The 26268-nt window shown below is 58.2% G+C and carries 16 protein-coding genes and 4 pseudogenes; 15 read left to right on the top strand and 5 right to left on the bottom strand.

Features of this window, described 5'->3' with window-relative positions:
- The first annotated feature begins 5 nt into the window (after window positions 1–5).
- Window positions 6–575 carry a hypothetical protein gene (locus ACSQ36_RS15170; protein ID WP_436182496.1) on the top strand — a complete coding sequence of 190 codons (570 nt, stop codon included), beginning with the start codon at window positions 6–8 and terminating at the stop codon, window positions 573–575.
- Entirely contained in the window at window positions 572–1363 is a 792-nt protein-coding gene (locus ACSQ36_RS15165; protein WP_436182495.1) for an Lnb N-terminal periplasmic domain-containing protein, read from the top strand. The genes ACSQ36_RS15170 and ACSQ36_RS15165 overlap by 4 nt, the downstream gene beginning before the upstream one ends.
- A 52-nt stretch (window positions 1364–1415) precedes the next feature.
- On the opposite strand, the gene ACSQ36_RS15160 is transcribed toward ACSQ36_RS15165, so the two are convergent.
- A complete protein-coding gene (locus ACSQ36_RS15160; protein WP_436182494.1) occupies window positions 1416–1964 on the bottom strand; it encodes an IS630 family transposase in 549 nt (182 codons plus the stop codon).
- A complete protein-coding gene (locus ACSQ36_RS15155; protein ID WP_436182493.1) occupies window positions 1961–2422 on the bottom strand; it encodes a helix-turn-helix domain-containing protein in 462 nt (153 codons plus the stop codon). The genes ACSQ36_RS15160 and ACSQ36_RS15155 overlap by 4 nt, the downstream gene beginning before the upstream one ends.
- On the opposite strand from ACSQ36_RS15155, the pseudogene ACSQ36_RS15150 reads away from it, so the two are divergent.
- The 8 genes and pseudogenes from ACSQ36_RS15150 (at window position 2351) to ACSQ36_RS15115 (ending at window position 18452) form a co-directional block, all read left to right on the top strand.
- Window positions 2351–3335: pseudogene (locus ACSQ36_RS15150) on the top strand (IS256 family transposase). The gene ACSQ36_RS15155 and the pseudogene ACSQ36_RS15150 sit on opposite strands and share 72 nt — an antisense overlap.
- Window positions 3336–3714: 379 nt before the next feature.
- Window positions 3715–4740, top strand: a complete 1026-nt coding sequence (locus tag ACSQ36_RS15145) for a hypothetical protein (protein ID WP_436182492.1) — start codon at window positions 3715–3717, stop codon at window positions 4738–4740.
- Window positions 4741–5049: 309 nt separating this feature from the next.
- Complete coding sequence (locus ACSQ36_RS15140; protein ID WP_436182491.1) at window positions 5050–6093, top strand: rod shape-determining protein; 1044 nt, start codon at window positions 5050–5052, stop codon at window positions 6091–6093.
- 288 nt (window positions 6094–6381) lie between these two features.
- Window positions 6382–6682, top strand: a pseudogene (locus ACSQ36_RS15135) (IS5/IS1182 family transposase); the annotation flags it as partial.
- Between the two features lie 1677 nt (window positions 6683–8359).
- Entirely contained in the window at window positions 8360–9727 is a 1368-nt protein-coding gene (locus ACSQ36_RS15130; RefSeq protein WP_436183196.1) for an autotransporter strand-loop-strand O-heptosyltransferase, read from the top strand.
- 76 nt (window positions 9728–9803) lie between these two features.
- Window positions 9804–10178, top strand: a pseudogene (locus ACSQ36_RS15125) (hypothetical protein); the annotation flags it as partial.
- 18 nt (window positions 10179–10196) lie between these two features.
- Window positions 10197–17129 carry an AIDA repeat-containing protein gene (locus ACSQ36_RS15120; RefSeq protein ID WP_436183195.1) on the top strand — a complete coding sequence of 2311 codons (6933 nt, stop codon included), beginning with the start codon at window positions 10197–10199 and terminating at the stop codon, window positions 17127–17129.
- A 185-nt stretch (window positions 17130–17314) separates the two neighbouring features.
- Window positions 17315–18452, top strand: a pseudogene (locus tag ACSQ36_RS15115) (IS110 family transposase).
- A gap of 1180 nt (window positions 18453–19632) precedes the next feature.
- On the opposite strand, the gene ACSQ36_RS15110 reads toward ACSQ36_RS15115, so the two are convergent.
- Window positions 19633–20139 (bottom strand): hypothetical protein, encoded by a 507-nt coding sequence (locus ACSQ36_RS15110; protein ID WP_436182490.1) that lies wholly within the window; start codon window positions 20137–20139, stop codon window positions 19633–19635.
- Between ACSQ36_RS15110 and ACSQ36_RS15105 the strand changes: the two genes are divergently transcribed.
- Window positions 20129–20521 carry a hypothetical protein gene (locus ACSQ36_RS15105; protein ID WP_436182489.1) on the top strand — a complete coding sequence of 131 codons (393 nt, stop codon included), beginning with the start codon at window positions 20129–20131 and terminating at the stop codon, window positions 20519–20521. The two genes, ACSQ36_RS15110 and ACSQ36_RS15105, sit on opposite strands and share 11 nt — an antisense overlap.
- An 83-nt stretch (window positions 20522–20604) precedes the next feature.
- Window positions 20605–20850 (top strand): hypothetical protein, encoded by a 246-nt coding sequence (locus ACSQ36_RS15100; RefSeq protein WP_436182488.1) that lies wholly within the window; start codon window positions 20605–20607, stop codon window positions 20848–20850.
- A gap of 87 nt (window positions 20851–20937) precedes the next feature.
- Here the strand turns inward: ACSQ36_RS15100 and galU are convergent, their stop codons facing one another.
- Together galU and ACSQ36_RS15090 are read right to left on the bottom strand one after the other, a co-directional pair.
- Entirely contained in the window at window positions 20938–21819 is an 882-nt protein-coding gene (gene galU, locus ACSQ36_RS15095) for a UTP--glucose-1-phosphate uridylyltransferase GalU (protein ID WP_436182487.1), read from the bottom strand.
- A 347-nt stretch (window positions 21820–22166) separates the two neighbouring features.
- Window positions 22167–23192 (bottom strand): GlxA family transcriptional regulator, encoded by a 1026-nt coding sequence (locus tag ACSQ36_RS15090; protein ID WP_436182486.1) that lies wholly within the window; start codon window positions 23190–23192, stop codon window positions 22167–22169.
- A 903-nt stretch (window positions 23193–24095) separates the two neighbouring features.
- On the opposite strand from ACSQ36_RS15090, the gene ACSQ36_RS15085 reads away from it, so the two are divergent.
- From ACSQ36_RS15085 to ACSQ36_RS15075, 3 genes are all read left to right on the top strand, one after another.
- Entirely contained in the window at window positions 24096–24587 is a 492-nt protein-coding gene (locus ACSQ36_RS15085; protein ID WP_436182485.1) for a hypothetical protein, read from the top strand.
- Window positions 24588–24756: 169 nt separating this feature from the next.
- Complete coding sequence (locus tag ACSQ36_RS15080; protein WP_436182484.1) at window positions 24757–25065, top strand: hypothetical protein; 309 nt, start codon at window positions 24757–24759, stop codon at window positions 25063–25065.
- Between the two features lie 315 nt (window positions 25066–25380).
- On the top strand, window positions 25381–25530 hold the full coding sequence (locus tag ACSQ36_RS15075; RefSeq protein ID WP_436182483.1) for a hypothetical protein: 150 nt from the start codon (window positions 25381–25383) through the stop codon (window positions 25528–25530).
- Window positions 25531–26268: the final 738 nt, after the last annotated feature.

The raw sequence follows: 26268 nt of genomic DNA, 5'->3' as shown, positions 1-26268 counted from the left end.
CGGTCATGGAGAAATTTACGCATGTACGGATCGTGATGGGCATGATCGTGAGTCTAGGGCTCACACACATGCTCAAGGGGCTTTCATCGGTCATCCAGCATCCTTCGAAGTCCAACATCTATCCGATCCATATGGCGTGGGTCGCCTCCACGGTGCTCTACATCCTGCAGTTCTGGTGGTGGGAGTTCTCGCTGCGCGAAATTCCCGTGTGGACCTTCGGCATCTATTTGTATCTAATTTTCTACGCGTTCATCATCTATTTGCTGTGCGCGATGCTGTTCCCCGATTCGCTTCGCGAGTACAAGGATTTCCGTGACTATTTCCTCTCGCGGCGTGCGTGGTTCTTCGGCCTGCTGCTCGCGGGGAGCGTGATTGACATCGGCGATTCGCTCATAAAAGGCGAGCTGCATATCGCGCATCTCGGCGACTTGTACTGGGTGAAAACTGCGGTGGTGGGCATCGGCTGCTTGATCGCAATGCGCACGCGTAATCAGATATTCCATGCGAGCTTTGTCGCGCTGAATCTGGCGATGCAAGTGATGTTTGTGTTCGACTCTTACGGGAGCGACGCATGATGCGCGGTTTCCTGCAGCAGCGAAGCGCTGCGTCATCGGACACGCCGCGCCAGTGGGCGCCCGAGTATGCACGGACGGCATCGGTTCAATGGCGTGAAGGCGTCGCCCACATCCGCAACGTGCGCGATTTTGTCTATCGCTCGCGCGACGACTTCACGCCGCGCTACTTCGACGCTTCGTATGATCTCGACGCGCTGCAATCAGTCGATCTCGTCGTATCGCGCTGGGGGAACGAATCCGTTGCACACGTGTTCGTGAGCTTCGGCTTTGCTGACGGCCGCTATCTTGCCGTGTCGATCGAGACCCGACGTCAGCCCGAGCAGCGATACTCAGCTCTCGGCGGGTTCTGGCGTAACTATGGCCTAATCTACGTCGTCGCTGATGAGCGGGATCTGATCGGCGTGCGTACTGACATAAGGCGCGAGCGCGTGTATCTTTATCGCGCCCAAGTTTCGGCAGAGACGGTGCGTGCCCTGTTCACGGATTACATGTTGCGCATCGAGGCGCTGAATGCAACGCCCGAGTATTACCACACGCTGCTTAACAACTGCACGACGAATATTCTGCGCCACGCGCGAGCGGTTGCGCCGCACTTGCGCTACCACTGGCGCGTCCTTCTGAGCGGCCACGCCGATGACTACAGCTACCGAATGGGCCTGCTCGACCGGAGCGTCGCATTTGACGCACTTAAGCGCGCAAGTCTGATCGAACGCGCGCCCGATTCCGTTATCGATGAAGCGTTCTCCACCGCGATCCGAAGCGCATGCATATGCGAGCGACAAGCTTAGCGGAGGACCGATTTCAAAACGGGAGCGATTATTGGAACGGCTGCCTCAGTGTTCAGGTGAAATTGATTTTAAATTTGGTGCCGTACGCACCGGGCAGGATGCGACCTTCGTCGTCGATGGTTTCCTTCGTCCAGGTGACGAAGTTACGCCAATGGTATTTGGCCTGCTTCCAGACGATCTCGATGAGATTGAGTTCGGGAGTGTATGGCGGCAGATAGAACAGTTGCATGCGATGCTCACGTAGCCAGCGCTCATGCACTTCAGGTTCAATGGCATGATGGATCGAAGCGTTGTCCAGTACCACCACGGTCGGACGCTCATCGCCCTGCCGGGCGATGAGCTCGAGGAACTCAATGACAGCGCCGCCTTTGATAGATGAGCTCGTGACACGGTGAGTCAACGCGTTGGCTCCGAAGTCGAGGGTGCCGAGCACCGAGCGCCTGCAATGCAAGCGTGGTTCGACACGATGAGGCAGCCCGCGCGGTGACCACGCTCTTTGCACCGGAGGCGAGGCGGCCAAGCCCGCTTCATCGAAATAGACCAGGCGTACTGCGTTGGCGCGAGCGGCACATTGCAGTTTTTCCAGGGTGGCTGATTTCATCTCAAAGTCTTCCTGGTTGCGCTTTTTTTGAGCGAGAAACGGTTGCGCTTAAAGGAGAAGCCTTCCCGCCCAAGGGCGACCGACAAGGTTTCCAGCGCGCACGGCATCGGCTCTCCATGCAAGGCTTCGATGCGCTTGGCTATTTGTCCGAGCGTCATGGACTCCGTGCGTGCAACCTGCGTCGCAGTGGCCAGCATTGCTTCGGACAACGCGCGGGGACGACCACCTTTGTGGCCCGTGAGCAAGCCGCAAACCCCTTGCTCACGCCACGCATGCGCCCAGTTGTAAACGGATTGGCCGCTCACGCCAAGCTTGGAGGCTATCTCGGTCAGCTTGACCCTGCGTCCGAGCAACAGCACGCCTGCGGCCCGGGTGCGAGCGTCGCGATGTTTGTGATTCACGCACAGCTGTTGCAACGTCTGATCCTCGGCTTCGGTCAGCTCTACGACACACTTCATCGGTACCCCGGCGTAATGACGACGCCGAAAGTTAACAAAATCCAAACGCGTTTACCAGCAACACTTAACAGCATGAATGAATCCGGGGTCATTTGGAAGAAATGTCTGGCACGGGAGGTTTCGCCCACGGTGATCTCGGCGGTGACAGATGCAGTCAGCGAGGACGTGAAGCTCTGGCTGGGACGTGCGCCCAATGGGCTGGACCCGATTGTTTATTTGGACTGCATCCACGTCAAAGTACGTGACAGCGGGGCCGTACGGACCAAGGCGGTGTATCTGGCGATTGCCGTGAATATGGACGGCCACAAGGAGGTCCTGGGCTTGTGGATCGCCCAGACCGAGGGTGCCAAGTTTTGGCTACAGGTGGTGACGGAGTTGAAGACGCGCGGCGTGCAGGACATCTTCATTGCCTGCATGGACGGGCTCAAGGGCTTTCCAGAAGCCATTGAAGCGGTCTATCCCAAGGCTAGTGTGCGGTTGTGTATCGTGCATATGGTGCGCAACATGGAAACTGCAGCGCGAAGTGGCCGCCGATCTGAGGACGATTTACACGTCGACGATCGTCGAGGTGGCCGAGCAGATGCTCAGCGCCTTCGAGGTCAAATGGGATAAGGACTACCCCTTGGTCGGCCAGAGCTGGCGGCGCAACTGGGCTCGGGTGATACCGTTCTTGGACTACCCGCCGGAAATCCGAAAAGTGATATATACGACCAACGCGATCGAATCGATCAACATGAGGCTGCGAAAAGTCATCAAAACGCGCAGTTCATTTCCAACTGACGCCGCCGTATTCAAGCTGTTTTACTTGGCGCTGAACAACATTAGCAAGAAATGGTCGATGCCGATCAGAGACCGGAAGGCAGCACTAAACCGATTCGCCATCCAGTTCGAAGACCGGATGTCGCCGGCTTAATCGAAAACCCGCTTACACAAAATGCGGGACGCCCTCAAGAGGAGGGATGTCATCAATCATGTTCAGTTTTCACGACACGAGCATGGTTCAGGACGCTTGAGTCTGCCTAAAAATCAAGTAGGCGAAAATATATTTCCTTGCAGCAAAACAATTCTGCGCTCCACCAAAACTCGCCGGTTCACAAAAGAGGCGATCGTCTGTACCTTTGCGCGATGCGTTTGGCAAATAGCTTCGGTTGACACAGGCCGAGGCGGGCGAATTGTGGCCAACAGCGGTTTCAAGATCAAGCGCGACACCATATTTTCGACTGTATTACCTGGGCCATGGTTAGCGTAAGTCTCCCAAGGACCGTCTTCACGAATCACTGGAGTGAAATAAGATGAAAACCTTCATTGCCGTTGATCTGGGTCGAAGTGCCGCCAAGGTTGTGGCCTACGACGGTGCGAGTGACAAGCGCGAGATGTTGTTGTACCCATCGGCCGTGATTCCGGCCAAATCCCTTTCCGACGAAGGGGCGCGCGCTCGTGCCATGAGCGAGACCGTAACGGTGAACAGCAAGGAGTACTTTTTCGGCGACACGGCAATCCGGCAGGGCCATGACGACCTGCTTGGCGGGCTGCGCGACGATTGGTTCGGGACGGACCACCATCGTGCCCTTTTTCTCGGCGGCCTGAAGAAGCTCACTGACGCCGGCATGCCAGACGTGGAGAGCGCGCTAATCATCGTCGGCCTGCCCTCGACAATGTATGCGTCCCACAAGGCGCAGTTGGCCAATGTGCTGTCCGCACTCGTTCCTCAGGCAACCATCAAGGTAATGCCGCAGGCGCTTGGCCCCTACTTCGCGTTGGCGTTCGACGAGAAAGGGCAGGAAACGGACAAAATCGAGGCGGATGGGATGTACGGAGCCATTGAAGTCGGACAGTACACGACCGACTACGCCCTCGTAATAGAGGGAGATCCTATCGACGACGCTTACGGCAGTTGTTCGGGCATGAGCAAGGTCGCCGCGAGCTTGCAGCGCATCCTGCAGCAGAAGGACTACTCTGTGACTCTCGCCGAGGCTACGCAAGCACTGGCAACGAAGCAGATCAAGAATTTTGGGAAGGTCGTCGATGTCTCGACAGAGGTCGCGACCGCGGTTGAACCGCTTGCCGAGGAGATCTACATGAAGAGCCGCGAGGTGTTCGGATCGCATCTGCGCAAGCTCGATAAGATCGTGCTGGCAGGGGGCGGCGCTGGCCTGATAGCCCCTCGCTTGTCAAGTGAGTGGGGCACACTCGAGCTCGTTCCGAATGAGCGCTTCGCGGTAGCGGACGGATTCCTACGCTATGCCTTGGCTACGGGCACTATCTCCCAACAACAAGGCAAGGGTGCCTTATGGGGGCGCCTTTTCAGGATCGCGTGATCGGCGTGGTAGTGACGCGTTAGGGGCTTGACCCCCAACTGTGTGAGGTACATGTCACTGATAAATGGATTCGATTTTTGCGGCGCATCACTCAGGGATGGTGGACTTAGCGCGGTCGTCAAGAGTCAAATCCGATTTTCATTAATCGATGCCTCTCTGAACATTCTTCACAAATGGTTTAGAGATAGTTGGGGCGGCCTCGGTGGATTCCTCGCACCTTCGAGCTCCTCTGGAGATGCATCCGCATGGGTAAGGCTGTCGCTTTACACAGAGATGGGACAGCTGGCCTCAATCGAAACGGGATTTTGAATGTTCGGTTTTTTGGGAAGCCACTTTTCGAACGATTTGGCGATTGACCTCGGCACCGCCAACACGCTGATCTACATGCGGGGCAAGGGCATCGTCCTTGACGAGCCATCGGTGGTTTCCATTCGCCAGGAAGGCGGTCCTAATGGCAAGAAAACCATTCAGGCCGTCGGCCGCGAAGCGAAGCAGATGCTCGGCAAGGTGCCGGGCAACATTGAAGCTATCCGGCCTATGAAGGACGGCGTTATCGCCGACTTCACCGTCACGGAACAGATGATCAAGCAGTTCATCAAGACTGCGCACGAATCGCGTATGTTCTCGCCTTCGCCGCGCATCATCATCTGCGTGCCGTGCGGTTCGACTCAGGTCGAACGGCGCGCGATCAAGGAAGCCGCACACGGCGCGGGTGCGTCGCAGGTGTATCTGATCGAAGAACCCATGGCTGCGGCCATCGGCGCCGGCTTGCCGGTGTCCGAGGCAACGGGCTCCATGGTCGTCGACATCGGCGGCGGCACGACCGAAGTGGGCGTGATTTCGCTCGGCGGTATCGTGTACAAGGGTTCCGTGCGCGTGGGCGGCGACAAGTTCGACGAAGCTATCGTCAATTACATCCGTCGCAATTACGGCATGTTGATCGGCGAGCAGACGGCTGAAGCCATCAAGAAGGAAATCGGTTCGGCTTTCCCGGGCTCCGAAGTCAAGGAGATGGAAGTCAAGGGCCGCAATCTTTCCGAAGGCATTCCGCGCAGCTTCACCATTTCGAGCAATGAAATTCTCGAAGCACTGACCGATCCGCTGAACCAGATCGTTTCGTCGGTGAAAATCGCGCTGGAGCAAACGCCGCCGGAACTGGGCGCCGACATTGCCGAGCGCGGCATGATGCTGACCGGCGGTGGCGCTTTGCTGCGCGATCTCGACCGGTTGCTGGCTGAAGAGACCGGCTTGCCGGTGCTCGTCGCTGAAGATCCGCTGACGTGTGTCGTACGCGGTTCGGGCATGGCGCTCGAACGCATGGACAAGCTCGGCAGCATCTTCTCGTCGGAGTAGCCCATACGAAGGGCTGTGTTCGGATGCGGACCTTTACGCTGGGGAATGCGTTTGTGCCACTCTTGCAGGGCGGCATTCGTGCCCGTCCGCCAACCTTTTCAGGCCGTCTTGAAGGCTTTCATTACATCGGCGTCGTGATGTACGGTCAAGGCAGCTTGGTGCTTTCAGCCTTGACCGGCCTCGGTGGACCAGTTCGTCACCGACACGCTCATCCTCCTCCCCGAAGAACTCGTCGGTCATTTTTGTGGCGTCGTCCGAATCAATCCACCCGGCGGATAGTAACGCCGGCTTCCTAGCCCGTTCGACCAGATTTGCGCTGATGCGCCAGTTGAAACCGCCGGCGGCGACGGTGCGTAAGACATGAAGCAGGGCCCTGCCGTGTTAGCAGCGCGCGATGCTCAACCCTCGATTCCTCCGCGTGAAGGCGCGATGCCCTGGCCGGAGAACGCACCCAGTGCAAGCTGGCGAAGCGATTGCTGGCATTGCGAAAGGCGGCCGCTTCGAATGGAAGAAGTGCATTGGTGACCACCGGCGCTCGCTCGTCGAGAACCTGATGTACCGGCTCAACACGCTCACTGGCGATCCCCTATCGAGTTACAACTTACTTCTCGCGTACTGCACGACGAGAAATTCCGCCTGTACTTGAGGACCATCGGACGGGCGCGGGCGATCGCGGTCCTTCTCGTCATTCGGGTACTGCACCAAATGACAAGCTGATTCGCGTCTCACATCCAACTATGGTTTCTGCGCGTGTCTGTCGGGCTATCGCTGTGATGCCGGCTATTCCAGACCGCTCGCTCTTTGAGATACCCACCTCACAAACGCAGTCGCTAGCCGCGTCGATGGGCTGGACCGGCTGGATGACGCCACGCGAACGGCCAAGGATCTGTTTCGGCGAATGTTCGTGGATAACGGAATCATATGCGATACCCCTGTCGCGTCCGATGACGATCGCGGACTGGACCGCGTCTCCGCCAATTTCGCCAAGACATGGACGGAAAACTTCTGACTTCCCGTCTACCGGATGATTTTCAGGATGGTGATGAAGCTGTGGATGGTGGGTACGGGCCTTTTCGTTCTTCGTCATGTTTGTGGACGGGGTCGCCCCTCGCCAGAGCTCGAACCGGTCCTCAAAGCCAGTATCATCGGCGCATAGGTGAACGCCTACTCCAATACGTCTCGAAGACGAAGCTAAGCGACATGTTCGTCGTAGAAGTTCGCCAACTCTATCGTTGGTGCAGCTCTTCCCGTTATCCTCACCGGAATTGACTTCGCGTCACTGACGGAGTGCATCGCCGGCAGTCGTTGCAGACGTTGTGTCCGGTGGTGTCAGCGGGGACTCCCTGCGAGTGAGGTGAGCCTGCTGCGAGTGCAGGTGATCGGAGGGAAGGGCACTGCATGCGCCATTGGAGGCAGGGGCTCATTTAGACGCCGCCTTGCTCTGCGTGCGGCTGCGCGCTTGCGTTCAAGCCCGTGACTTTGACACTGAGCCACTCGTGCGAAGCCGTTGCGGCAACTCCCTAATTCCTTTCAGCCCCTCCGCGTTAAATTTCCACAGCACGCGGACCCTGGTCGAATACCTTCGATTCGGCAGATAGGTCATGTAAATCTGTTCACCCGTCGGTGCGTAGTTGAGCCGCTAATTCTCTGCAGCGCCTTCTTACTCGTTAACCCGCTTAAGGCCTGGTGGTACCCCTCTCTGGGGACCCATTCGCGCGAGGAAAACATTTTGGCGAACCTTGGGATTGGCTTGCCGCCTACGAACGCGGCTTAATCATGGTCAAGTATTGAAGCTAGTAGTGGGAGCTACACGATAACTGTGCTGCCTTCTTCGATGCGCAGAAGCTCTCGAAAGGATTCTTTAGCTAGTCGAGGGCCCGTTCTGCGGAATTGCGCCGCGCGGATTTTCACTCCGAGCTGAGTACCCGTGAGCCTTCCTGATCCGCAAGAGATGTGCGACGGAAACAGCTCGAGAGCGAGTTCGGACAAATTCAGATAAGGCTAAGAAAAAATATTTCCTTCCAGCAAACGAATCTTGCGCTCGGACAAAGGTTGCGACTTCTCACCGCTGCCTAAGACATCTATCCTCCGTTGCGTTGGGGAATTCTCAATTGGACAGATCGATTTCGCGAGGGTTGATATGCGGACCAACGCTTCCGGTCGATGGAGAAGAAGCTCGTGAGCTTTTCATTCAAATTTGTTCCGAAGCGTGAGCACGCTGCCGAATCTGTGTGCCCGTGGCTCGCGTTCGCAAACGTGGTGAGTGATGGCGCAGATGCCACAGCATGGTGCCGCATGGCAGACCGGCGACCAAATAAACGCCGGCGAGCGTATTGGGGAGAATGATATGAGTGGGGAGATTTCGGGCGAGACTCTTGCCATGCCCGCGGCCCAAGTGGCCGCTGCGCCGATCGCAGGGCCGATCTCAAACAACGGTTCGTTAAAACTAGCGTTTCCGCCGCCTTCTCCGGTCCCGACTCAGGTGGCCGACTACGGCGTTCGCTTTGATTTCAATGACGGCTGCCGCATTGTATTGCCCGATGGACAATGGCGCGTCACGCTGCGCGACATCGAGACTGGCAACACGCTGTTCGAGACTGACATTGGTGCCGGGACGGTAGTGAGCAGTAAAAAGTATTTCGTCCCATTCCAGGTCGAAGTGCATCAGTGCGATCGCACTGATGCACGCGACAGTGTATTCACACACAACTACGACGCGGGTGGCCGGGAAGTGCTGATTCAGTTTCCTGTAGGCACGCTTGGCGACCTGATGGGGTGGTTTCCGTATGCAGTGAAATTCCAGGGCGCACATGGCTGCAAGCTCACGTGCGCGATGTCCCCGCTAATCATTCCGCTTTTTCGGGACGCATATCCGGGGATTGAGTTTGTAACGCACGAACAGATAATGCCTGAGCGTTATTACGCGACCTACAACATCGGGCTGTTCTTTGACGACGTAGACCACGTACACCAGCCGTGCGACTTCCGGCATGTCGGTTTGCATCGAACGGCTGGGTACATTCTGGGCGTCAATTCAAATGAGATTGCGCCCAACATTGTACTGGAAGACGAAAGCCGGCCGATTGACGAGCCGTATGTCTGCATCGCGGTGCAGAGTTCCACGCAGTGCAAGTACTGGAACCATCCAACCGGTTGGCGCGAGACCGTGAAGTTTTTGAGGAACCACGGCTATCGCGTTATCTGCATTGATCAAAGGGCGACACACGGCAGTGGGTTGGTTTGGAATCACATTCCTCACGGTGCAGAGGATCAGACGGGCGACCGGTCATTGCTTGAGAGGGCTCGGTGGCTGCGTCACGCGGAATTTTTCGTCGGACTGTCGAGCGGGCTCGCGTGGCTCGCTTGGGCGTGTCGCACGCCGGTAGCGATGATCAGCGGCTTTACGCACGAAAACAACGAGTTCGAAACACCTTATCGCGTCATTAATTACCACACGTGCAATAGCTGCTGGAACGACGTGAGATACCGCTTTGATCACCAGGACTTCTTTTGGTGTCCTCGTCAGAAGGATACGCCTCGTCAATTCGAATGTACTCGACTGATCACGCCAGAGCAGGTGCAGCGCGTATTGCGCCGCATTCCAGGCTTCGGAAGGCATGCCGCTTCCATTTAGATTTTTTTATCTTCCCTCAGAACACAGTCGCGTGAGGGATGCGGGCACAAAAAACACATACTAACTAGGGGCAAACATGAAGCCTATCAGCTTCCGGCGGAAATTCTGCATTCACGTTTTCGGACGACGGACGCGGCACTATTCGTCACTCTTATGCGGAATATTCGGTGCTCTGGGGCTACAGCTCGGAATGGCCGGTCCCGCGCGCGCCAACGGCGGTAGCTATACGCCGACCGTTGAACGGGGCCAATTCGTGTCGCGGCAAACGGTCAATAGAGGGACCCAGACGGTAGCGGGAACCGCCACTTCGAACACAATCGATCGCGGCGCGCAACAGAATATCGTCAACCACGGCTCAAGTACGGATACGTCAATTTACGGCACGCAAAATGTTTCGTCCGGCGGGCATGATAGTCGTGCGACGATCAATTCCGGCGGTATGCAGAACGTGTTGGCGGGTGGCGGCGCAATGAGCGCCTCGATTAGGTCAGGCGGCACTCAGAACGTCCTGAGAGGCGCAACGGCGACTTCCACGACCGTCTCCGCTGGCGGCAAACAAAGCGTTTCTTCCGGTGGTGTCGCAAGTGCGAGCCACATTTCTCGCGGTGGCTCGGAAAATGTGCAAGGCACGGATTACGACGCATCGGTTGACGGTGGCAAACAAAGCGTATCTTCCGGCGGCGTTGCAAGCGGCGCGCGGGTGAGTAATGACGGCCAGCAAACCATCGGCAACGGCGGTCGCGCGGTCAGCACGACAGTTTCCGACGGCGGTACCGAGACAGTCTCCCGAGGTGGTATTGCAAGTGCGAGCCACATTTCTCGCGGTGGCTCGGAAAACGTGCAAGGCACGGATTACAACGCATCGATTGATGGCGGCAAACAGACCGTATCTTCCGGCGGCGTTGCAAGCGGCGCGCGGGTGAGTAATGATGGCCAGCAAACCATCGGCAACGGCGGTCGCGCGGTCAGCACGACAGTTTCCGACGGCGGTACCGAGACAGTCGCCCGAGGTGGTGTCGCAAGCGCGAGCCAGATCTCTCGCGGTGGCTCGGAAAACGTGCAGGGCACGGATTACGACGCATCGGTTGACGGTGGCAAGCAAAGCGTGTCTTCCGGCGGCGTTGCAATCGGCGCAGACGTGGAACACGGCGGACAACAAATCGTGGGCCGCGATGGACGCAGCTTCGAGACAACCGTTTCGGACGGCGGTACCGAGACAGTCGCCCGAGGTGGTATTGCAAGCGCGAGCCAGATCTCTCGCGGTGGCTCGGAAAATGTGCAGGGCACGGATTACGACGCATCGGTTGACGGTGGCAAGCAAAGCGTGTCTTCCGGCGGCGTTGCAATCGGCGCAGACGTGGAACACGGCGGACAACAAATCGTGGGCCGCGATGGACGCAGCTTCGAGACAACCGTTTCGGACGGCGGTACCGAGACAGTCGCCCGAGGTGGTGTCGCAAGCGCGAGCCAGATCTCTCGCGGTGGCTCGGAAAATGTGCAAGGCACGGATTACGACGCATCGGTTGACGGTGGCAAGCAAAGCGTATCTTCCGGCGGCGTTGCAAGCGGCGCGCGGGTGAGTAATGACGGCCAGCAAACCATCGGCAACGGCGGTCGCGCGGTCAGCACGACAGTTTCCGACGGCGGTACCGAGACAGTCGCCCGAGGTGGTGTCGCAAGCGCGAGCCAGATCTCTCGCGGTGGCTCGGAAAATGTGCAGGGCACGGATTACAACGCATCGATTGATGGCGGCAAACAGACCGTATCTTCCGGCGGCGTTGCAAGCGGCGCGCGGGTGAGTAATGACGGCCAGCAAACCATCGGCAACGGCGGTCGCGCGGTCAGCACGACAGTTTCCGACGGCGGTACCGAGACAGTCTCCCGAGGTGGTATTGCAAGTGCGAGCCACATTTCTCGCGGTGGCTCGGAAAACGTGCAGGGCACGGATTACAACGCATCGGTTGACGGCGGCAAGCAAAGCGTATCTTCCGGCGGCGTTGCAATCGGCGCAGACGTGGAACACGGCGGACAACAAATCGTGGGCCGCGATGGACGCAGCTTCGAGACAACCGTTTCCGACGGCGGTACCGAGACAGTCTCCCGAGGTGGTATTGCAAGCGCGAGCCACATCTCTCGCGGTGGCTCGGAAAACGTGCAAGGCACGGATTACAACGCATCGATTGATGGCGGCAAACAGACCGTATCTTCCGGCGGCGTTGCAAGCGGCGCGCGGGTGAGTAATGATGGCCAGCAAACCATCGGCAACGGCGGTCGCGCGGTCAGCACGACAGTTTCCGACGGCGGTACCGAGACAGTCGCCCGAGGTGGTGTCGCAAGCGCGAGCCAGATCTCTCGCGGTGGCTCGGAAAATGTGCAAGGCACGGATTACGACGCATCGGTTGACGGTGGCAAACAAAGCGTATCTTCCGGCGGCGTTGCAAGCGGCGCGCGGGTGAGTAATGACGGCCAGCAAACCATCGGCAACGGCGGTCGCGCGGTCAGCACGACAGTTTCCGACGGCGGTACCGAGACAGTCGCCCGAGGTGGTATTGCAAGTGCGAGCCACATCTCTCGCGGTGGCTCGGAAAACGTGCAGGGCACGGATTACAACGCATCGGTTGACGGCGGCAAGCAAAGCGTATCTTCCGGCGGCGTTGCAATCGGCGCAGACGTGGAACACGGCGGACAACAAATCGTGGGCCGCGATGGACGCAGCTTCGAGACAACCGTTTCCGACGGCGGTACCGAGACAGTCTCCCGAGGTGGTATTGCAAGCGCGAGCCACATCTCTCGCGGTGGCTCGGAAAACGTGCAAGGCACGGATTACAACGCATCGATTGATGGCGGCAAACAGACCGTATCTTCCGGCGGCGTTGCAAGCGGCGCGCGGGTGAGTAATGATGGCCAGCAAACCATCGGCAACGGCGGTCGCGCGGTCAGCACGACAGTTTCCGACGGCGGTACCGAGACAGTCGCCCGAGGTGGTGTCGCAAGCGCGAGCCAGATCTCTCGCGGTGGCTCGGAAAATGTGCAAGGCACGGATTACGACGCATCGGTTGACGGTGGCAAACAAAGCGTATCTTCCGGCGGCGTTGCAAGCGGCGCGCGGGTGAGTAATGACGGCCAGCAAACCATCGGCAACGGCGGTCGCGCGGTCAGCACGACAGTTTCCGACGGCGGTACCGAGACAGTCGCCCGAGGTGGTATTGCAAGTGCGAGCCACATCTCTCGCGGTGGCTCGGAAAACGTGCAGGGCACGGATTACAACGCATCGGTTGACGGCGGCAAGCAAAGCGTATCTTCCGGCGGCGTTGCAATCGGCGCAGACGTGGAACACGGCGGACAACAAATCGTGGGCCGCGATGGACGCAGCTTCGAGACAACCGTTTCGGACGGCGGTACCGAGACAGTCGCCCGAGGTGGTATTGCAAGCGCGAGCCACATCTCTCGCGGTGGCTCGGAAAACGTGCAAGGCACGGATTACAACGCATCGATTGATGGCGGCAAACAGACCGTATCTTCCGGCGGCGTTGCAATCGGCGCAGACGTGGAACACGGCGGACAACAAATCGTGGGCCGCGATGGACGCAGCTTCGAGACAACCGTTTCGGACGGCGGTACCGAGACAGTCGCCCGAGGTGGTATTGCAAGTGCGAGCCAGATCTCTCGCGGTGGCTCGGAAAACGTGCAGGGCACGGATTACAACGCATCGGTTGACGGCGGCAAGCAAAGCGTATCTTCCGGCGGCGTTGCAATCGGCGCAGACGTGGAACACGGCGGACAACAAATCGTGGGCCGCGATGGACGCAGCTTCGAGACAACCGTTTCGGACGGCGGTACCGAGACAGTCGCCCGAGGTGGTATTGCAAGTGCGAGCCAGATCTCTCGCGGTGGCTCGGAAAACGTGCAGGGCACGGATTACAACGCATCGGTTGACGGCGGCAAGCAAAGCGTATCTTCCGGCGGCGTTGCAATCGGCGCAGACGTGGAACACGGCGGACAACAAATCGTGGGCCGCGATGGACGCAGCTTCGAGACAACCGTTTCGGACGGCGGTACCGAGACAGTCGCCCGAGGTGGTATTGCAAGCGCGAGCCACATCTCTCGCGGTGGCTCGGAAAATGTGCAGGGCACGGATTACGACGCATCGGTTGACGGTGGCAAGCAAAGCGTGTCTTCCGGCGGCGTTGCAATCGGCGCAGACGTGGAACACGGCGGACAACAAATCGTGGGCCGCGATGGACGCAGCTTCGAGACAACCGTTTCGGACGGCGGTACCGAGACAGTCGCCCGAGGTGGTGTCGCAAGCGCGAGCCACATCTCTCGCGGTGGCTCGGAAAATGTGCAAGGCACGGATTACGACGCATCGGTTGACGGTGGCAAGCAAAGCATATCTTCCGGTGGTGTTGCAATCGGCGCAGACGTGGAACACGGCGGCGAGCAGATCGTTACGCACGGCGGCATTGCCGTCGACACTACCGTCCATAGCAACGGGCAACAAAAGGTTGCCGGTCTCGCATTTGGGACATTGCTGGATGACGGCAGCCAGGCAGTCGACTCGGGCGGGTTCGCGGTTCGCACAACAGTCGTGGGCTCGTCGATGCAGACTGTCTCGGGCGGCGGTCATGCCATCGATACTCGCGTGGAAGAACACGGAGAACAGATTGTTCAGAATGGGGGTACGGCGATCGACACCGCGCTCTCGAATGGCGCCACATTGGATGTCGCAGCAGGTGGTACCGCAAACGGCATATTGCAGCATAGCGGCGCGGCGCTGATTGCCGATACGTCTGCGACGATACTCAATGGGACAAACCGCTATGGCCAGTTTTCCGTGCAAAGCGGTATCGCCTCGAATCTATTGCTCGAAAATGGCGGCTCGTTTGCGGTTCTGTCCGGCGGCTCCGCAGTACACGACCACGTCGGCAGCGGCGGCAAGGAAACGGTGGAGGCGGGCGGCGTTGCCAGCGGTACCGGTATCCTCAACTTCGGCGTCCAGACTGTATTCGGCAGTTCGTTCCGAACCTCGGTGGACAGCGGTGGTTTGCAGACAGTCAGTAGCGGGGGCACGGCGTTCGGCACTCGAGTCAATGCCGGCGGGACGCAATTCATCGACGCTGCGGGCGTCTCCAGGAACACCGTCGTATCGGGCGGCGGTCTTCAGGAGATTGGCTTCGGCGGCATAGCGAGTGGCACGAGCGTGCTTTCCGGCGGAGAGCAAGCGGTCGAATCCGGCGGCAGCGCTCTGTCCACGGCGGTCAGCAGCGGTGGCCTGCAGACCGTCGCGTCGGGCGGCCTTGCGCAGGACACGACGGTCTTCGCCGGTGGTATCCAGGCGGTGTCGTCGGGTGGCAGTGCGACGAATGTTTCGGTGGGCAGTGGGGGCAACCAGTACGTATCGTCGGGTGGCTCGGCGTATGGCGGCTCGGTTGGCAACGGCGGCGTCGAAACGATCCTTTCAGGCGGTAACGCCAACTCCGCGATGGTGCTGGAAGGCGGCATCCAGTATGTGTCTTCAGGCGGCCAGACGAACAATGCGACGGTCGCCCACGGCGGCAACCAGATGGTGCTGGCAAATGGCATGGCAAACACAACCCAGCTCGCGGGCGGCAGCCAGGTGGTTAGTTCCGGCGGCGTGGCCAACGAGACGACGATTACTGGCGGTGGCATCCAGCACGCACTGCTCGGCAGCTTTGTCAAAAACACCCTGGTGGGTGATGGCGGCACCCTGACCGGCGACGGCAACGTGGCCGGCGTCACGGTGACAAGCGGCGGCCTCGTGCTCGACCTCGCGAGCGCGAGCCAGGGCATTGTCGCGAACGGCGGCACCGTACAGGTGGATCAGGCAACGGCGGCCAACGTCATCGTGAACTCGGGCGCCGTGCTTGCTGGTAGTGGCACGCTTACCGGCGGCGCGTCGATTAATGCGGGTGGACAACTGGTGGCGCCCGCACCGGGCAGTGCATTCCAGATCAAGGGCCCACTCGCGTTTAACGACGGGTCCACTTATGCGGTTGCCGCCGACGCTACCGGTGCAAGCGGGAGGGTTGACGTCACCGGAGATCTGACGCTTGCGGCGACGGGAGCCAATGGCGGCGCGAACGTTGCGGTGACTGCGGCGCACGGCAATTATAAGGTCGCCACCGTCTACACTATTCTCACGTACACCGGCGCGCTCAACGGCACGTTCGCGGGGGTAAGCTCCGACTACGCCTATTTGACTCCGACTTTGCTCTATGTCCCGAATGCGGTCGACTTGGAATTGAACATCTCGTCGATGTTCTACCAGACCGGCAAGTTCACGGGCTTTGGGCTGGTGAGCCAGAACACCAATCAACTCGCGGTTGCGGGTGCATTGAACAAGGTGTTTGCGAATGGCGGCAACGAAGTGACGGGTCAGTTGCTGACCGCAACGGTCGACAGCGCTCGTGCCTCGCTCTCCCAACTCGCGGGTGACGAAGCGGCGGCCTTCGGCCAGATCACCCGACGTCAGGCGGAAGCCGGGGGCGCAACCGTGAGCGACCGCCTTTCCACGGCGTCGGTGGTGCAGCCAAAAGACGACGTATGGGTTTCGGTCCGTCATACCGAATCCGCGGTGTCGGCGGACGCATCGCTCGGCAGCTCGGCAGTGGACGCGCACACGAACGCCTTGACGATTGGCGTCGATCATCGCGTGACGCCGGATTTGCGTATCGGTGCCGCATTCGACACATCGGACAGCAATCTTGGCTTCGAAGACCGCAACGCGAGCGGCCGCAGCACGGGCTGGCAAGCGATGCTGTACGGCGCTTGGGCTCCGGCGTCTGTGCCGGTCTTTGGCAACGTGCGGCTCGGTTTTGGCCGCTGGACCAACACACTCGATCGCGCGGTCAGTGTCGGCGATCTGTCTAGTAATGAAAGCGGCAGCTTCGGAACGCACGCTGCGACGCTGTACGCTGAAGCCGGTCTGAATCTGCATCAGCGAGACAGCATGACGTGGCAACCGTATGTGGGCATGCTCGTCGGCAGGTACCGGCAGGATGCATTCGGCGAGGGCGGCTCGAATCTGTTCAATCTGAATTACCAGGGCACCTCTCAAGCTGCCACTACGGCGGTGGCAGGCGTACGTTATCTGTTCACGCAGACGATGGCTGACGGGCGTGCAAACGTCTGGAAGGTCGATGTCAACGTTCGGGACAGAATTGGCTCACTCGCGCAAAACGTAACCACGGCTTTTGCGACTGCGCCGGCAGACAGCTATACCGTCTCCGGTACCCCTCTCTCACGGGTCGTCGGTCATATCGGCACAAGTGGCCAATGGCAGCTCACTCGCCACGTATCGCTCACGGCTGGCGTTGCGGTCGACTTTGGTAAACAAGAACACGACTTCACTGCGGAAGGCGGAATGAATTGGCAATGGTGATCCTATGCAGCATGCAAGGTGGCCGCGCAGTTCAATAGGGACGCCGGTCTGAACTGCACCCCAAAAGTCGAACGTCCGTCCATACTTTTGGGGTGATTTCGTGAATAGAGATTCTATGTGCAGGGGAACGGCGAACTGATACGTAGAAAAATCAGCGTGTTGAGTCCTGTTCAAAGGAGAGCATCATGCGCCCGGATCAGACGTTCACGACGGGGGGTGAAGAAACGGTGCTGGCGCTGTCACTCGAGCTTGCTGCGGCGAAGTGGAAGGTCGCGCTACACGACGGCCGGCGAGAGAAGCCGGCGGTGCACACGGTCGCGCAGGCCCAAGCTGCCGCTCGCCTGCAAGCTGTGCTGGACGTGATCGAGCAACAGAAGCTGCAGTGGTCGCTGCCGGTGACTACACGGGGCGTGGTGAGCTACGAGGCTGGCCAAAAACGCGTTCTGGATCCGCCGTGCGCTGCAGGGGCATGGCATCAAGTGTTATGTCGTCGATCCGGCGAGCATTCCGGTCGAACGCCACAAGCGGCGCGCGAAGACCGACCGGCTCGATGCCATCAACCTGCAACCTGCGCGCGTGGCTGCGCGCCGAGCGTGACCGCATGCACGTAGTTCATGCGCTGTGGCCTCAGGACGAGGCGTCGCGCCAGCTGATGCGCGATCGAGGGGAACTGCAGAAGGAAGTGAAGGAAGTATTGCAGCATCGCGACCGCATGCGCAAACTGCTGGCCACGCTCGGTTGCTGGGATGAGGTCGACCACGAGGCCTTTGCCGGCCGGCTCGCTCGTAACGAGGAAAAGTGCCACGACGGTGCGCCGCTGCCACCCGAACTGCGGGCTGCTACGCGAATGTGAACGGCTGACGCTCGTTACACAGCAACTCGCGGCGCTGGAGAAGACGAGGTAGGCTTGCGTGCCCGCGCGCAGCGGAAGCGATGACCTGGCGTGCTTAAGGGGATCGGCGAAGTGAGCTCGTCGCGCCTCGCGCTCGAACTGTTCTGAAGGCAGTTCAGCAACCGGCGCCAAGTGGGTGCGTGCGTCGGGCTGGTGCCGCAGCCGTACGACAGCGGAGAGAGTCAGGTGGATCAGCGGATCAGCAAACAGGGCAACCGGCGCGTGCGCGCGTTACTAGTCGAGATGGCGTGGACTTGGCTGCGCTACCAGCCCAGCAGCCCGCTGACGCAGTGGTTCAACCAGGGCACGGGGCCGAACCGCCGAGCGCGGCGCATCGCGATCGTCGCGGTGCAAGACGCCTGGCGATTGCGCTCTGGCGCTATCTGAAGGACGGGGTGATACCCGAAGGCGCTCAACTGAAGGCGGCCTGAGCCGGCAACGTTTAGCAGCGACGCGATCATTCAAGGTCCGAAACCTGCGTATTGACCGTTTGAAGTGAACATGCCCGTTGGCTACCCGGGTTACCCACGTAACCGATCTTAGAGATGGGGCATTTTCCTGGAAAAATTCCAGCGCAACGCGCATACAGGATGAGGCTGGCCATGCACCAGCGGATAGAAGGTGGGTGAGATGCTGGAGTCTCACGCGCGCGATGACCGCGGCTTCAGACCAGGGACACAGACCGGATTGCAGCAAATGTTGACGTTGGTAAATATGCGACCAGAACCGGCTTGCATACTGGCGAGCGCAATAACCTGTGCTCACCAGCACTCCTCAGCATACCGAACCCTTCGTGCGTCAAGGGTCCGCTGGCGCCAGCGCTTTGGCCTGCCCTTGACCCGATTACGCGCTTCCGTACATGGAGGCAAATGAGTTGACCGATGATTTGTGAGTCAGTCTGCCGAAAGGCCTTGACAACTTCCTGCTCATAGAAGGGTAGCTGCATTTCCTCTCGGAAATGCAGCGCCCGAAGAACCGTGCGTGCGAGCTTTCCCCGCACACGGCTCGAGTGCAGCATTAAGCGCCTTGCTGACGCCAGTCTTGTCGGATTGCACAAGCCCTTCGCAAGCCGTCACATCGTTGGTTCGCCTCATTGCTAAGGCGAAGGGCGCTGAACCGTAGTCAGACCTGTCATTCACAAGCTGCCCTTCGTTGAGTCTCAAATGCTGGCCTGCGACAACTGCACCACGCGCAAGTCTGCACTCTTCTCGGGCCGGGCAAATCTGGAACCCCTATACGGCCCATTACAGGTTGTCATTCGCGGTCACAGCTTCAACCTCCAATATTGCGATGCTGAATGTGACAAGGCACAAAGGAGCTTTGTCATCCGTTACTACATGCCGATTCACGCTCGGCGGACGGCGACACGTGTCGCACTACGGAAAGATCAATAGATAGTCTGAAAGACATCAGCTCGTTGTTCAATGGGGGCGCGACTTCGACGGGGACAAAACACCGCCGACGAACCTTGTTAACGACGTATCCCGGATCCGTATCACGGATACGTCGTTTCTTCGTAACGCAGATCCTGGCAGATCGGGTCAGCGCCACAGTACCGGTTTGGTACCCAGCCACAATACAGCGCAGACCCGGACGTTCCGCATTCCGACCTTATTGCGTGGTGGTACCCGTGCCGCCAGTACCACCCGTGGCGCCTCCGCCCGGTGTGCCACCTGAAGACCCGCCACCCGCAGCAGTACCCGCTGCCGTCACAGCCGCAGTCAATGTTGCTATTGGCTCGCCAGTGACGTTGATCGCACCAGCCGCCGTCAACTGATCAAGATCCTTATCCTGGCCTTGGCCGACCGTGAATGCCGTTGTCAGGAACGCCGACGACGACAACGTGATGCCATAGGTGTCTTTAACAATCTTCGCAACTGCCGTTTCCGCGTTGGCGATCGTCGAACTATTTGAGAGAGCGCTTTGATAGGTCGAATTAGTCGGAAGAACGGCAAGCAAGTTATCAACAGTCGTGCCCAGCTGGCCGGCCAGATAGCTCAACAGCAGCTCGGTCAGCGACGTGATGTTTACCGTTCCGGCGCCTGGGGCGAAGGAGTGCAGCGTCGTCGCACCACCGTTCGCGGTGATCGTGCAAGGACCATCAAATTTGAACGTCACAGAAAATGCACCGTTTGCATCAGTGGTGGTATTGGCCGAACCATTCTTGCAAACGAATGTTATTGCGCCGTTTTGCATGGGCGCGCCAATAGCAACGGTGCCGTTGATTGTGCCGTTGGGGGAGCTGCCGCCGCCGCCGCAAGCAAATAGCGCACTGGTAGCGAGAGCGATTGATCCAAACTGCAAGCAACGGAATACCGGCGTGTTAAAGCGATTCATGGTTTTCCCCAAAATTAGTCTCAATCACCAGGCTTCACGGCCTGTCCTGTACTTGCACTTACCCGGCAATTCCTTGCCGCAGCAGCATGCGCCACGAGCCCGTTGGGTAACCGACATCCCTTGCCCACGCATTCAGAGAAAAAATGAAGTAGACCAGAGCTAAATAGCCCCGGAAGCGAACTGACCTGAGCTGCGTCGTGGTCGCGATATCCGGTGTCCAATCTGAAACTGACCTGGAGCAAAGAGATGGATAGTTTGCTGATATTGACGTTGTTCAAGAAGATGGCAGAAAACCCCGCCTACGGCCAACGTCCGTCGGAAGCGGTTGTTTCATTGGCGTGCGTTCTTGCTCGTACGCACGGCATCGTCGGCGATAGCGACTGGGAGGCCATTGCATCCGCGGGAGCGCTACTGTGGCGAGCGCAGAAAGAGGAAATCGAAGCGTCCACGTTCCTCGCCGAACTGATGAGAACGATGAGACGCGGGCATTGAAGCTGTTCGATCGCGGCATGGTAGCGGCACATCCATACTTGCTGACCCGCCTGACGAGGCATTTTCTGCGTGGAAGCCGCCAACTAATCAAACATGCAAAGCCGACATGAACGCCGATAAATAGGCGTTGAAATCCTTAGCTACTTCCGGATGGCGCAGCGCGAATTCCACCGTTGCTTTCAAATAACCCAGCTTGCTGCCGCAATCGAAACGCGTGCCGTGATACTTGTATGCCAGCACTTGTTCGTCAGCGAGCAATGACTGGATTGCGTCCGTCAGTTGCAGCTCGCCGCCGGCGCCCGGCTTCAATGCACGGATGTGATCGAAGATGCGCGGCTTGAGCACATATCGCCCGACCACGCCCAGATTCGAAGGCGCAACTTCAGGTTCTGGCTTTTCCACAATGCCCGACAGCTTAAAGATATTGTCTTCCCATTCTTTCCCGTCGATCACACCATACGACTTGGAATCCTGAGCGGGGATCTCCTCCACGCCGATCACCGAGCTGTGATAGTGATCGAACACTTCGATCATCTGCGTCATCACCGGCGGCGTGCCGTACAACAAGTCGTCCGCGAGAATCACGGCAAACGGGTTGTCGCCCACCAGCTTTTCCGCGCACAGCACGGCGTGGCCCAGACCGAGCGCTTCGGCCTGACGCACGTAGAAACAATCCACGTGGCTTGGTTTGATGCTGCGCACGAGATCGAGCAGCTTTTGCTTGCCGCGCGCTTGCAGTTCGGCTTCGATCTCATAGGACTTGTCGAAGTGATCCTCGATCGCACGCTTGCTGCGGCCCGTCACGAAGATCATTTCCGTGATGCCGGCCGCCATGGCCTCTTCGACCGCGTACTGGATCAGCGGTTTGTCGACAACAGGCAGCATTTCCTTCGGGCTGGCCTTGGTCGCGGGGAGGAATCGGGTACCGAGACCCGCAACCGGGAAAACCGCTTTCGTAACTTTTAGCATGGCCTTGAATGAGTTTTGCCCCTCGTCTGTAGGCTGTCGAGCGCGGGTGGTCGAATTGGGCTTCGATAAATACCTTAACCTCCTGTGCCATCGTCGTGCTGCCTAAATGCTGCGGCAATCGGACATTGGATTGTTAGAGTCCATATAGTCCTTGGCACTTGGCCTAATTCGGTTTCTGTGTAGATTGGAAAGAGTGGGAATCGCGCTCACACTTGCGCAGCGGTACAAGAGGACGTCGCTGTGCGTGACCAATCATGGCCGCATGGTCACCGTGCTCAGAGAGTGAGAGCGCGACTGCACTGAGTGCAGACACACGACTGCGACCTTCGGACCATACCCTTGCGAACTTAGCTACAACCGAAATCCTTGCGCGCACAATTGCGGTAGTCGGTTGCGGAAATTCCAAGGCGGCGCTTGAATATCTTCGCAAGCCGAGTGCCACTGCGCATTCCACAGCGCCGCGCGACCTTGTCGATAGGCAGGGTTGTTGTTATCAACAACCTGCAAGCAATGTCGAGGCGGGTGCGTAACAAATACTCGGACGGCGGCATGCCGGTTTCGGCCTTGAAATGCCGAAGAAATGTCCGCTCGCCCATTGACACGCTTTGGGCCATGTCGGCGACCGTGATGGGTCGGGCACAATGCTCTTCTATCCAGCGCGACGCCTCCTTGATGGTAGACGCGACGTTGGCGTTGGGCAGGTCGCCGAGGAGTGGCTCCAGCCAACGGCCGGAAAAGGGCATCAGACGCTCTGCGATGCCTTCGGCTGTTTCATAGTCGAAATCAGATTTAATGAGCGACAGGGCGGTGATAATCGGCGAACCCGCATTGACGTCGATCACTAGGTCGTTGCCCAGCGCCGGACTGTGCAGTTTGCCCGCAGGTCGTATAGGAATGATCGTTCCGCGGGCATTCGGCAGGTTCGCACCTTTGAGCAGGAGCGTGCCGTTTCCCGCCGCTTGCACGACCCTAACCGTCTGGAATACGCCCCTGAGCCATTCTCTTGTCCGGCCATCGCTAGCAGCAATCGCCGCGCCTTCTCCTCCAGCAATGAACAGTGCGTCGTATCCGGACGGCGAGGCGCCCTCCAGCGGACTAGTCTCCATGCTGATGGAGTTTGAACACTGAATTCGACCTCCTTTACTGGATAATAAGGATACCGAGTAATGGGGCGTCTGGCCCGACCGCGTTAGCGCAGCCGAGTTCGCGAGGTCAAAGGTCTCGACAATCAAACCGATCTCGACGAAAGAGCAGTTCTCATATACTAGGATTGCGATCCTCTTTTTGGTCGCGTGTCCATGCCGTCGGGTTCCTTGCTCGATCGAGACCGCCTGCCGCGAGTTCGCCCAGCATCTTGCACCCTCTAAGTTCATTTTTTTCTCATTAGTGTGTGTCCTCAAATCATTCTAGCCAACAATGAAATGTTGCTTTGGCGACTGTCTCAAGAGGGATATGTATTGTCCGAAATGGTTAAGAAGACGTATCTATAATTGAAAAAAATTTCTATATAATTAATACAAAATGCGTTATGAATTTTTGATAAGTAATCGCCAAAAAGATATGCCTGGAAAGGCTTGACGCGGTGTCCGGCGGGCTGCTTTATCTTCCTACTTAAATGGTTCGAATTGGACTCGTCAATTGTTTTCCTAATACCTGGATCCCATTTCGCGTCGGTAAATATTATCTTCGACTCGATTAATGGAATTCGTTCCATTTCGAACATTCCTATAAAGATAGTTGCACCGCTAAACAGGGCCATACCGCTATGGCGCAGCTTGGGGTCCGAGAGCTTTGTGGGCGTTGACTTTATTGAGGCGGAGCTAAACGGGGGGGCGCTGACTGACATTGCTGTTACGTCAGCTCATCTCCTCTCAATGATGCAGCGAATCGGAACGGATATCTCCGCCGCCGCTCCTGGAAATTTTTATGTATTCGTCGGCGTCGAGACTTATGCAGATGCATTCACCGAATGTGCATTTACGCTTAGGCGTAGATTGGGTGCTGCAGCTGTCTTTGCATTGGACACACGCGGTGAAGACCCGGCTGAGTGTCCGATTGATAGTGAATGGAGTGCCCGGCCTTCGCTGGCTTCGCGTGCGACATTGCTTACCTTCAATGCGCGCTTCGAAGTCAGGACCGCTGGCCATACGCAGATTAAGATCTTAGCCGATCCGCGGCTCGGTAAGGTCTCGATGGCGGCAAGGCGGTGTGCCCGGAGGTCGATGAACGTGTCAGACGGCGACTTCGCACTGGCTGTTGTAAGCGACGAAACTCCGATGACTGACACCGCTCTGGTTGCACGACAAACCACGCTCATTCTTGCTCTGATGCAAACCCCTAACTCGCGCTTGTTGATCGCGGGCAGGCGAGACAAAGCGGTAGCGCCATGGCTCGCAGATTTGTCGGCGACGTTCCCCGGGCGGACACGGTTTGGCGGCCCGTGTCCTGATGACATTGGCGGTATCTACGCGGCCGACCTGTTGCTCATTCCACGAGGCGAGCAAGGCATCTTCAACTCGCTGCACTGCGAGGAGAACGCTGGGGGGCCGGAGGCAGCTGAGGCGAAGTGTGAACATCGAATTGTTGTGCTCGAAGAGGGCGCGAATACGGACGCTGTGGACGACTTCGTCCAGGCGGTGAGTCTTCTGCCTGCGCGAGCAGGCAGAAGCGTCGAGCTGCTTAGAGATTCGTTCGTCCTGAGCTTGCGGGCAAGGATGAACTTGAGGTTTGGACGAAGTTTGTACTACGCGATGACCCCAGTTCGATAAGCGCGTTATCGACATCGGCTCGTGCATCCCAGTTTTCGGGCTGGCGGTTCGCCGCGCGAGTTTCTCGCTGTTGGGGTCTTGCAGCGTTGCCAGCAGATGTCGGTACATGGTCCGATTGCCACCACCGCTAAGGTCCTCCACACTGGCCAGTTCCCTAAAAAAGGAAACCATGGATTCGCAGGTCGGTGTATTCGGCATTGCGTGGTATATGCGGGAAGACTACGACAGGAGCCGTGCTATGTTCATCGACGGTGATACATTGCCGTGTTCGTACCGGAAGTGGAAGCAGCAGGTTGAACGTTTGCGCGACCGCTTGATTAGCCAGGGAATCCTCGTGGTGCAGGCGTATATCGACCCGGATGTTTTTCCCGATTGGTGCATCTCCAACGGCTGTCAGCCAGACGCACACGGGCGTGACATGTTTGCCACGAGTCTGGCGTGGTCTGTCATGATCGAACAAGGCCGTTATCGCGACTAGGTGTATAGGTTTGAGGACTTGAAACGGGCGCAAGAGCGTAGGTGACGCTTGGGCGTCTCGCTCATCTTCCAGAGCCAGCGGCTGGCCTGTCGGTTGGCTGGCGAAGTGATTATCCAGGGTCGTCATTCATGCGTTTCAATGATGCCGCATAATGTGAACAAGTCTGTGTAGTTTTCGAGGACAGAGTCAACGGAAGCGGTGCACATAAATGCCATGGATATGAGCTTGCCAATAGCACCCGGCGGCGTGGGGTGTACCCGGGTGACATTGTCGTCGCCAATGTGGGCGGTGTCGTGATCGTGCCGCGCGGAAATAGTGGAAGACGTTGCGCGCGATGCGGCCGAGCGGGAGCAACTGGAAATCTTCATCTCACAACGTGTTGATGAAGGCAGGGCGTTTCGTGGTACCTATCCGCCGAATGAAGAAACGCTCGCGGCCTACGCGCAATCTCGCGCGGGAAAGTAATAAGGCGGCAATTCGCCAGACTTCGTCGGCAACGGTCGGGGCTGAACCCGCAGTCCTCCTAGCGGCTCCACAAAGCGCTCGAGAAGCTGACGATGCGCGTTTGCGCGCGACGGAGATAACAGTTGTGGACTACAGATTTGTTTGCGAGGAGCGACTCCTTTGCGTGCAAAGCAAATAGGTGCTGTCGAGCTCGTTGCAGTTGTTTCATCCCCACTGCTTATCACATAGGATCTGTCCGGTGGCGTCCGCACCTCAGCAGTCTCGTCAGGGGTCTGCGCCTACGGATCGTTGGTACTCTCGGCTTGACGAGTCGTTCACTGGATCTGACCGGTAACAATACGTAATTTTGGGCGCGACAAACGTATGATGTTTTGACGGATGACAACGTCCGCGTGATGGAACAATTCAGTATTTGCTGCATAAGACGACGGTCAAGTCGTTTAGATACGTGGCAACGAATTCTAACCAGCATACAGGTGCGTCATGCTAACCGGGGTCATACTTATCGCGGCGCTCATCATTGCCGTCTATGTCGTCGTTTCTTTTTCATCTGCTCTTCGCATGCGTTTTGTTTATGGTACTTACGCGCATATCGAATACAACAGGGCCAAATGGAGCAGGTTTGGGAAATGGGCGCCCAGGCGATTGATCTTTCTTTTGCGGCTGCGTCGACTAGCAATGCTGGCAATCGTTATAGCTGTCGTTTCAGCGGCTCTTCCATCGTTCCTGAGCGGTGCC

It is taken from the genome of Caballeronia sp. LjRoot34, assembly GCF_964253815.1.
GTDB lineage: Bacteria > Pseudomonadota > Gammaproteobacteria > Burkholderiales > Burkholderiaceae > Caballeronia.
The sequence above is the reverse complement of the archived record's forward strand: the minus strand, read 5'-3'. Positions and strand labels throughout refer to the sequence as shown.